The 8,561-nt window shown below is 67.1% G+C and carries 8 protein-coding genes and 1 rRNA gene; 6 read left to right on the forward strand and 3 right to left on the reverse strand.

Annotated features, from left to right (window positions below; translation table 11 throughout):
• Window positions 1-60: 60 nt before the first annotated feature.
• From RMCN_RS30160 to RMCN_RS30170, 3 genes are all read left to right on the forward strand, one after another.
• Window positions 61-3,051 carry an acyl-CoA synthetase gene (locus RMCN_RS30160; RefSeq protein ID WP_234787844.1) on the forward strand — a complete coding sequence of 997 codons (2,991 nt, stop codon included), beginning with the start codon at window positions 61-63 and terminating at the stop codon, window positions 3,049-3,051.
• A gap of 102 nt (window positions 3,052-3,153) precedes the next feature.
• Window positions 3,154-3,699: a hypothetical protein gene (locus RMCN_RS30165; protein ID WP_064415274.1), complete on the forward strand. Its 546-nt coding sequence runs from the start codon at window positions 3,154-3,156 to the stop codon at window positions 3,697-3,699.
• Window positions 3,699-3,923 carry a Trm112 family protein gene (locus tag RMCN_RS30170; RefSeq protein ID WP_201029015.1) on the forward strand — a complete coding sequence of 75 codons (225 nt, stop codon included), beginning with the start codon at window positions 3,699-3,701 and terminating at the stop codon, window positions 3,921-3,923. Before RMCN_RS30165 ends, RMCN_RS30170 begins: the two co-directional genes overlap by 1 nt.
• Here RMCN_RS30170 and RMCN_RS30175 read toward each other — a convergent pair.
• Genes RMCN_RS30175 through RMCN_RS30185 form a run of 3 tightly spaced genes read right to left on the reverse strand, consistent with a single transcriptional unit; the run spans window position 3,906 to window position 6,051 of the window.
• Window positions 3,906-4,520, reverse strand: coding sequence for a TetR/AcrR family transcriptional regulator (locus tag RMCN_RS30175; RefSeq protein WP_064415282.1), 615 nt, complete (start codon window positions 4,518-4,520; stop codon window positions 3,906-3,908). The two genes, RMCN_RS30170 and RMCN_RS30175, sit on opposite strands and share 18 nt — an antisense overlap.
• A gap of 5 nt (window positions 4,521-4,525) precedes the next feature.
• Window positions 4,526-5,353 carry an ABC transporter permease gene (locus RMCN_RS30180; protein ID WP_084377886.1) on the reverse strand — a complete coding sequence of 276 codons (828 nt, stop codon included), beginning with the start codon at window positions 5,351-5,353 and terminating at the stop codon, window positions 4,526-4,528.
• Complete coding sequence (locus tag RMCN_RS30185) at window positions 5,278-6,051, reverse strand: ABC transporter ATP-binding protein (protein ID WP_067396887.1); 774 nt, start codon at window positions 6,049-6,051, stop codon at window positions 5,278-5,280. The genes RMCN_RS30180 and RMCN_RS30185 overlap by 76 nt, the downstream gene beginning before the upstream one ends.
• Window positions 6,052-6,135: 84 nt before the next feature.
• Between RMCN_RS30185 and RMCN_RS30190 the strand changes: the two genes are divergently transcribed.
• The 3 genes from RMCN_RS30190 to RMCN_RS30200 all read left to right on the forward strand — a co-directional run.
• On the forward strand, window positions 6,136-6,747 hold the full coding sequence (locus RMCN_RS30190) for a DNA-3-methyladenine glycosylase (RefSeq protein WP_067396889.1): 612 nt from the start codon (window positions 6,136-6,138) through the stop codon (window positions 6,745-6,747).
• Window positions 6,748-6,765: 18 nt separating this feature from the next.
• On the forward strand, window positions 6,766-8,040 hold the full coding sequence (gene tyrS / locus RMCN_RS30195) for a tyrosine--tRNA ligase (protein ID WP_067396891.1): 1,275 nt from the start codon (window positions 6,766-6,768) through the stop codon (window positions 8,038-8,040).
• 433 nt (window positions 8,041-8,473) lie between these two features.
• Window positions 8,474-8,561, forward strand: a 16S ribosomal RNA gene (locus RMCN_RS30200); the annotation flags it as partial.

Genomic DNA, 8,561 nt, shown 5'->3' on the forward strand with positions numbered 1-8,561 from the left:
GGTCGGCCCTGCCGGCCGGGCCCCTGTGCCATGATGACGTCGGCCATTTCGGGGGTTTTCATGTCGGCCAGAAGGGGAGCGTGCGGTGTGGACCTGTCGGCGATAACCAAGCCGGTCGGACGACTGGTGGCGACCGCCCAGAACGGGCTGGAGGTGCTGCGCTACGGCGGCCTGGAGACGGGCGCCGTACCCTCGCCGTTCCAGATCATCCAGAGCGTCCCGATGTACCGGCTGCGACGCTATTTCCCGCCCGATACGAGGCCGGGAACCAAGCAGCCCGGCCCGCCAGTGCTGATGGTGCATCCGATGATGATGTCGGCCGACATGTGGGACGTCACCCGCGACGACGGCGCCGTGGGCATCTTGCACACCGCGGGCATCGACCCGTGGGTCATCGACTTCGGCTCACCCGACAAGGTCGAAGGCGGTATGGAACGCACGCTGGCCGACCACGTCGTCGCGTTGAGCGAGGCCATCGACACCGTCAAAGAGGTCACTGGGCGCGACGTGCACCTCGCCGGCTACTCGCAGGGCGGGATGTTCGCCTATCAGGTCGCCGCCTACCGCCGGTCGAAGGATCTGGCGAGCATCATCGCGTTCGGTTCGCCGGTCGACACCCTGGCCGCGCTGCCGATGAATCTGCCGGCCAGCGTCGCGCCCGCGGCCGCGGATTTCATGGCCGACCATGTGTTCAGCCGGATCGACATCCCGGGCTGGCTGGCGCGAACCGGCTTCCAGATGCTCGACCCGATCAAGACCGCCCAGTCGCGCATCGACTTCCTGCGTCAGCTGCACGATCGCGAAGCCCTGCTGCCCCGCGAGCAGCAACGCCGGTTCCTGGCCTCCGATGGCTGGATCGCGTGGTCGGGGCCCGCGATCGCCGAGTTGCTGAAACAGTTCATCGCGCACAACCGGATGATGAGCGGCGGCTTCTCGATTCACGGTGACCTGGTCACGCTGTCCGATATCGAATGCCCGGTGTTGGCCGTGGTCGGCGAGGTCGACGACATCGGCCAGCCGGCCTCCGTGCGCGGCATCAAGCGCGCCGCCCCGAAGGCTGATGTCTACGAATTCCTCATCCGCGCAGGCCATTTCGGGCTTGTTGTCGGATCGAAGGCGTCCACCCAGACGTGGCCGGCCGTGGCGCAGTGGGTCAAGTGGCTCGACGGCTCCGGTGAGCGGCCCGAGGGCGTCAACCCGATGGCGCTGCAGCCAGCCGAACCCAACGAGACCGGTGTTTCGCTGAGCTCGCGCCTTGCGCACGGCACCGCCGCCGCCACGGAGATGGCATGGACCCTGGCCCGCTCGGCGGCCGATGCCGTGGTGAGCGCCAACAAGTCGGCCAGGGCCCTGGCCGTCGAAACGGCGCGCACGCTGCCGCGCCTGGCCCGGCTCGGCCAGATTAACGAGCACACCCGAATCTCGTTCGGCCGCATCATGTCCGAACAGGCACGCGACTTCCCGCGCGGTGACTGCCTGCTGTTCGACGGTCGAGTCCACACCTACGAAGCCGTGGACCGGCGCATCAACAACGTCGTCCGCGGCCTCATCGAGGTCGGGGTGCGCCAAGGCGCACGTGTCGGCGTCCTGATGGAAACCCGGCCCAGCGCGCTGGTGGCGATCGCCGCGCTCTCGCGACTCGGAGCGGTCGCGGTGCTGATGCCGCCTGACGCCGATCTGCCCACCGCTGCCCGTCTCGGTTCGGTGTCGGACATCATCGCCGACCCCAGCCATCTCGAGGCCGCCCGGCGACTCGACATGCGCGTGCTGGTGCTGGGCGGCGGTGAGGCGCGCGACCTCGACGTGCCCGAGGACAGCGACGTCATCGACATGGAGAAGATCGATCCGGACGCGGTCGAGCTGCCGGGGTGGTACCGGCCGAATCCGGGTCTGGCCCGCGACCTGGCCTTCATCGGGTTCAGCTCGGCCGGCGGCGAACTGGTCGCCCGGCAGATCACCAACGCACGGTGGGCGATCTCGGCGTTCGGCACCGCGTCGGCGGCCAACCTCAGCCGCAGCGACACCGTGTACTGCCTGACGCCGTTGCACCACCAGTCCGGCCTGCTGGTCGCGATCGGCGGCGCCACCGTCGGCGGCTCGCGGATCGCGTTGTCGCGCAGCCTGCGGCCCGACCGGTTCCTCAACGAGCTCCGCCAGTACGGGGTGACAGTCGTCAGCTACACCTGGGCGATGCTGCGCGACGTCATCGATGACCCGTCGTTCTCGCTGCACGGCAGCCACCCGGTGCGGCTGTTCATCGGTTCCGGCATGCCGACCGGACTGTGGAAGCGCGTCGTCGAGATTTTCGAACCCGCCCTCGTTGTCGAGTTCTTCGCGACCACGGATGGACAGGCCGTGCTGGCCAACGTGTCCGGCGCGAAAATCGGCAGCAAGGGCCGTCCGCTACCGGGCAGCCGCGAACTGGCGCTGGCCGCCTACGACCCCTCCGAGGATCTGATCCTGGAGGACGACCGTGGCTTCGTCCGTCGCGCCGAGACCAACGAGGTCGGTGTGCTGCTCGCGCGACCACGCGGCCCCGTCGACCCGACCGCCTCGATCAAGCGAGGGGTGTTCGCCCCGGCCGACACGTGGGTGTCCACGGAGTACCTGTTCCGCCGCGACGACGACGGCGACTACTGGCTGGTCGACAGCCGCGGACTGGTCATCCACACCGACCGCGGCTGCGTCTACGCATCCACCGTCAACGATGCGGTCGGCTGCCTCGGGGCGGTCAACCTCTCGGTCACCTACGGAGTGCAGGCCAACGGACGGCAGCTGGCCATCACAGCGTTGGAGTTGCGCCCCGGCGGCAGCATTCCGTCTGCCGACCTGTCGGAGGCGCTCGCGGACCTGGCGGTGGGAGAGCCGCCCGACATCGTCCACGTGGTGCCGAGGATGACGCTCAGCGCGTCGTACCGGCCGCTGGTCAGCCCGCTGCGGGCCGAGGGCATTCCCAAGCCGTCGCGTAACGCGTGGTACCTGGACCCCGATACGAATCGGTACAAGCGGTTGACCGTGGCGGTCCGTGCCGAAATGGCCGAAGGCCAGTAGCGGGGGCGGTCACGACGACCTGCCACCCGGACCGAGCGCTGTTAGGCTCCCGCTTGCGGCACGTCGGCGGTCCGGCCGCCACGCCACCGAGCTGGAGGATTGATGACATCGCGAACCGGTAGCCCGCGCGACATCTGGCGTCGCATCGTCATCGGCGGTATGGCCGGCGGCGTGTTGACGGTCGGTCTGCTGACCGGTGTCGCAGGTCCGACGGCGACGGCGCAGCCCGCCGAACCGACCGTTCAATCCGAGGCGCCCGAGCCCCAGGCCGACGGCCCGAAGACCCCGTGCACCGGTGACGACTGCAACAGAGCCGAGGAGTCCGCGCCCAGGGTCAACGCCGATCAGGTGCTGCAGATGATCCACGAGGAGTACCGGCAGGGCGACGGCGGTGGCCAGGTCTCCGTGCTGATCGACGACGCGGTCAAGCTGCGCCGGCTGGGCTTCCGCCCGTCCAACGCGAACGCCGTCGCACTCAAGGAGGCCCTCGAGGACCGGCCGAATCAGACGCCGCTCGTCGAAGCGCTCAAAGAAACGATCACCCACCAGCGCAAGATGCAGGCGCGCGCCGCGCAGCAAGCCGCTGCCGGCGGCGGATCCATCGCCGGGATTCCCGTCACACCCGCCGTACCCGTCCCGGCCGGCTGATCGCCGTGGCCCTCGACGAGAAACTGCTCGACATCCTAGTCTGCCCGCAGGACCGGGGCGCCTTGTTGCTCATCGGCGACGAATACCTCTACAACCCCAGGCTGCGCCGGGCGTACCGCATCGACGACGGCATCCCGGTGCTGCTGATCGACGAGGCCGTCGAGATCACCGACGATGCCGAGCATCAACGGATGCTGGACCGCGCATCAGGTGAAGCCGGGTAGCTCACCGGTGAGGTAGCGCTGCAGGTTGGGCGCGATGGTCTCGACGACCTGGTCCACCGGCAGCGATTTGAACGGCTCGAGCTCGAGGATGTAGCGGGCCATCACCACGCCGACCAGTTGCGAGGCGACGAACTGCACGCGGACCGGTCCACTGCCCGGCGGATCGTCGACGCGCGAGCCCACTTCTCTGGCGATCACCTCCTGCAGGAACGACCGCACCAGCGAGGAGTCGTTGCCCGCGATGATCGACCGCAGCGTGGCGATGAAACCCTTACCCAGTTCCGAATCCCACAGCGGCAGTAGAAGAGACGGCAGGGTGCGGCCGATCTCTTCGACGGGAACCTGTTGCAGCGGGCCGATGACCTGCATGGGATCGATCGGAATGTGGATCGCGGCGGCGAACAGCTGGGTCTTGGTTCCGAAGTAGTGATGTACGAGCGCCGGGTCGACGCCAGCGGCAGCGGCAATCGCGCGTATCGAGGTCTTGTCGATACCGTTGCGCGCGAACAACTCCCGTGCGCTGTTCAGAATTCGTTCACGGGTGTCTGACGGGCCGGGCGGTCGTCCCGGCCGCTTGCGTTCGGCGTTGGTGGTCAACGTTGTCACGGTGTCCTTCGTCGTAGCGTGGCCGCCGCCAGGCAGAGGGAGGCCATCGCGAAACCGATGACCACCGCGACGTCGCGCACCACGGTGAACGTCGGCTCGGCGTATGCCCCGACCTGTTGCAGTGCCTCCAGAGCGTAGCTTGCCGGCAACACGTTGCTGATCCACTGCAGCCACTCCGGCAGCATGGCGCGCGGCACGATGATCCCGCACAGAAGAAGCTGGGGGACGATCACCAGCGGCATGAACTGCACAGCCTGAAATTCGGTGCGCGCGAAGGCGCTACACAGCAGACCCAGCCCGACTCCGAGTACGGCGTTGATGATCGCGATCGCGAAGACCCACACGGGGCTGCCTTGGGTGTGTAGCCCGAGGAACGCGTACGACACGATGCACGCGATCGTCGCCTGGGCCGCGGCTGCGAGCGAGAACGCGGTGCCGTACGCCGCCAGCAGGTCGAGCCGGCGCAGGGGAGTGGTCAGGATCCGCTCCAACGTGCCCGAGACCCGTTCCCGCTGCATCGTTATCGAGGTGATCAGGAACATCAGGATCAGCGGGAACAGACCGAGCATGATCAGGCAGGCGGTGTTGAACGGGCTCGGCGCCCCGGGTGGGTGCGGGAGATTCTGGAACATGAAGTACAGCAACGCGATGACCACGCTCGGCACGATGAGGATCATCGCGATACTGCGGTGATCGGCCGCGAGTTGGCGCAGTATGCGACCGGTGGTGGCGAGGTACGCCTGCGGACTCAGCCGGCGCCGGCTGCGCTGGCTGCGGTGCTGTGCTTGATGACGGACAGGAACGCTTCCTCCAGCGACTGACATCCTGTGTCCTCTCGTAGTTGCGAGGGCGTCGTGTGGGCCAGCACTCGGCCTTCCCGCATGAGCAGCAACTCGCCGCAGTGATCGGCCTCGTCCATGACGTGGCTCGACACCAAGAGCGTGGTGCCTCGCGAGGCAAGGCTCTGAAAATGGGCCCAAAGCTCCACGCGTAGGACCGGATCGAGGCCTACGGTCGGTTCGTCGAGCACCAGCAGATCGGGATGCGAAACCAACGCACACGCCAGCGAGACCCGGGTTCGCTGCCCTCCGGACAGGTTGGCGCCCAGCGCGGTTCGATGGTCGGTGAGCCCGACGGCGGTCACGGCGTCGTCGGCGGAGTCGGGGCCGGTGCCGTACAGCGCGGCGAAGTAGCGGACGTTTTCGATGACCCGTATGTCGTCGTAGATCGTCGGGGTCTGGGTGACAAAGCCGACGCGGTGACGTAGGTCGGCCGAGCCGGCCGGTTTCCCGAGCACCGACACCGTGCCGGAATCGAGGATCTGGGTGCCGACGATGCTTCGCATGAGCGTCGTCTTCCCGCATCCGGATGGACCCAGCAGGCCCGTGATGGTGCCGGGTGCGATCGCCACCGTGACGTCATCGACAGCCAGTCGATCACCGCGGATGACCCGGAGATTCTCGATCTCGACCGCGGGGGTGACACGGCCGCCCAGTAATTCATCATTCGATGAAGTCACCATGCGATGAAATCTCCTCGCGTCGCCGCGGCGTGTCAAGGGTCTCCGTAGGATCGCGGTCGATGAATCGAAAAGGCCTGGTCGACCTTGACCGCTGAACTCTTGTCGGTCGACCCGTTGACCGCCGCCCGCCGACTACTCGGCGCCGACCTCACTGCGCGCGGGGTCAGCGCGAAGATCGTCGAGGTCGAGGCCTACGGCGGGCCGCCAGATGGGCCGTGGCCCGATGCCGCGGCCCATTCCTACCGCGGCCCCGGACCGCGCAACCGCGTGATGTTCGGTCCGCCGGGGCGGCTGTACACCTATCGCAGCCACGGCATCCACGTCTGCGCCAACGTCGTCTGTGCAACGGACGGTGTGGCGGGCGCGGTGCTGCTGCGGGCCGCCGCCATCGAGGCCGGCCTGAGCGCCGCACATGCCCGCCGCGGCGACTCGGTCCGCCCCGCCGCACTGGCTCGCGGGCCGGGCAACCTGTGCTCGGCGCTGGGAATCACGATGGAAGACAACGGGATCGACATCTTCGACCCGGACAGCCCGATCCAGTTGACGCTCGGGGAGCGACACGTCGCCGACGAAGGCCCGCGCGTCGGCGTGAGCAAGGCCGCCGACCGTCCCTGGCGGTTCTGGCTGGCAGGCCGGCCCGAGGTGTCGGCGTATCGGCGGAGCCCACGGGCACCGGCTCCAGGAGAAAGCGACTAGTACGGAAAGATCGCACGCATGGGTACGTCGATCCTCGACGAATTGGAGTGGCGCGGGCTGATCGCGCAATCGACCGACCGCGACGCGCTGGCCGAGGCCCTTGCGGCCGGGCCCGTCACCGTCTATTCGGGCTTCGACCCGACGGCCCCGAGCCTGCACGCGGGCCATCTCATCCCGCTGTTGACGCTGCGCCGCTTCCAGCAGGCGGGCCATCGGCCGATTGTTCTGGCAGGCGGTGCCACCGGCATGATCGGCGACCCTCGCGATACCGGGGAGCGCACGCTGAACACCGCCGACACCGTGGCGGAGTGGGCGGACCGTATCCGAGGGCAGCTCGAGCGCTTCGTCGAATTCGACGACACCACGACCGGGGCCGTCATCGAGAACAACTTGTCGTGGACCGGCCCTCTGTCGGCGATCGAGTTCCTGCGCGACGTCGGCAAGTACTTCTCTGTCAACGTCATGCTCGACCGCGACACCGTCCGGCGCCGCCTCGAGGGTGAGGGCATTTCCTACACCGAGTTCAGCTACATGCTGCTGCAGGCCAATGACTATGTGGAGCTGCATCGGCGGTACGACTGCTCTCTGCAGATCGGCGGTTCCGACCAGTGGGGCAACATCATCGCCGGCGTTCGACTGGTCCGCCAGAAGAACGGGGCCATGGTTCACGCCCTGACCACCCCGTTGGTGACCGACTCCGAAGGCAAGAAGTTCGGTAAGTCGACCGGCGGCGGCAGCCTGTGGCTCGACCCGGACATGACGAGCCCGTACGCCTGGTACCAGTACTTCATCAACACCGCCGATGCGGACGTCGTCCGGTATCTGCGCTGGTTCACCTTCTTATCGCCCGCCGAGGTGACCGAACTGGAACAGGCGACCGCGGAGCGGGCCCATGAACGTGCCGCGCAGCGGCGCCTGGCGCGCGAGCTCACCACCTTGGTGCACGGCGAATCGGCCATGCGGTCCGTCGAGCACGCAAGCCAGGCCCTGTTCGGGCGGGCCGAACTGGCAGAGCTGGACGAGCCAACGCTGGGCGCGGCGCTGCGCGAGGCCGCTGTCGCGCAGCTGAAGCCCGGCGGTCCCGACACCATCGTCGACCTGCTCGTGGCCAGTGGGCTCTCGCCGAGCAAAGGTGCCGCGAGACGCACCGTCGGCGAGGGCGGCGTCTACGTCAACAACGCCCGGGTCGACAGCGAGGAGTGGGTTCCACAGCCCACCGACTTCCTGCATGACCGATGGCTGGTGCTGCGTCGCGGTAAGCGCAACATCGCGGGCATCGAACGGGTTGCTTGAGGGTTTGAAGGTCGCGGGAACAACGGCGGGCGGGGAAGCGTTGAACAACTCGGTGGGAGCCAACGCACTGCGGTGCGCGTGACGGGTATCGAGATGAAAAACCCGTTCTATCAGGCCATTTGACTCCTACTTTTCCCTCACGTAACTTATGGACTCGTCGCTGCGACACGGGCCAAGCCCGAAGAGCGCGGCGACTCCCAGAGGGAAATCCCACTTCGGTGGGTTCCTGAGCGTCCGCACTACGAGTACGCGGCTTCAAAGCCGCGGGCTAGTGGCGCGGCCGTGCGGGTGTGTTGTTTGAGAACTCAATAGTGTGTTTGGTGGTTTTTGTTTGTTGTTGTTTTTGCCATGCCCTGTTTTCCCGTTTGTGGGTGTGGTGTTTTTCGATGCCAGTTTTTGGTGTCTGTTTGGTCAGATTGTTTCGAACAGTTTTTGTTTGGAGAGTTTGATTCTGGCTCAGGACGAACGCTGGCGGCGTGCTTAACACATGCAAGTCGAACGGAAAGGCCCTTTCGGGGGTA

Origin of the sequence: Mycolicibacterium novocastrense, assembly GCF_001570485.1 — a bacterium.
GTDB classification, from domain to species: domain Bacteria; phylum Actinomycetota; class Actinomycetes; order Mycobacteriales; family Mycobacteriaceae; genus Mycobacterium; species Mycobacterium novocastrense.

Bases quoted from the DNA above. Each gene is read 5' to 3' on its own strand.
- RMCN_RS30160 (WP_234787844.1), top strand. From the start codon at position 61: ATGTCGGCCAGAAGGGGAGCGTGCGGTGTGGACCTGTCGGCGATAACC.
- RMCN_RS30165 (WP_064415274.1), top strand. From the start codon at position 3,154: ATGACATCGCGAACCGGTAGCCCGCGCGACATCTGGCGTCGCATCGTC.
- RMCN_RS30180 (WP_084377886.1), bottom strand. From the start codon at position 5,353: ATGTCAGTCGCTGGAGGAAGCGTTCCTGTCCGTCATCAAGCACAGCAC.
- RMCN_RS30185 (WP_067396887.1), bottom strand. From the start codon at position 6,051: ATGGTGACTTCATCGAATGATGAATTACTGGGCGGCCGTGTCACCCCC.
- tyrS (WP_067396891.1), top strand. From the start codon at position 6,766: ATGGGTACGTCGATCCTCGACGAATTGGAGTGGCGCGGGCTGATCGCG.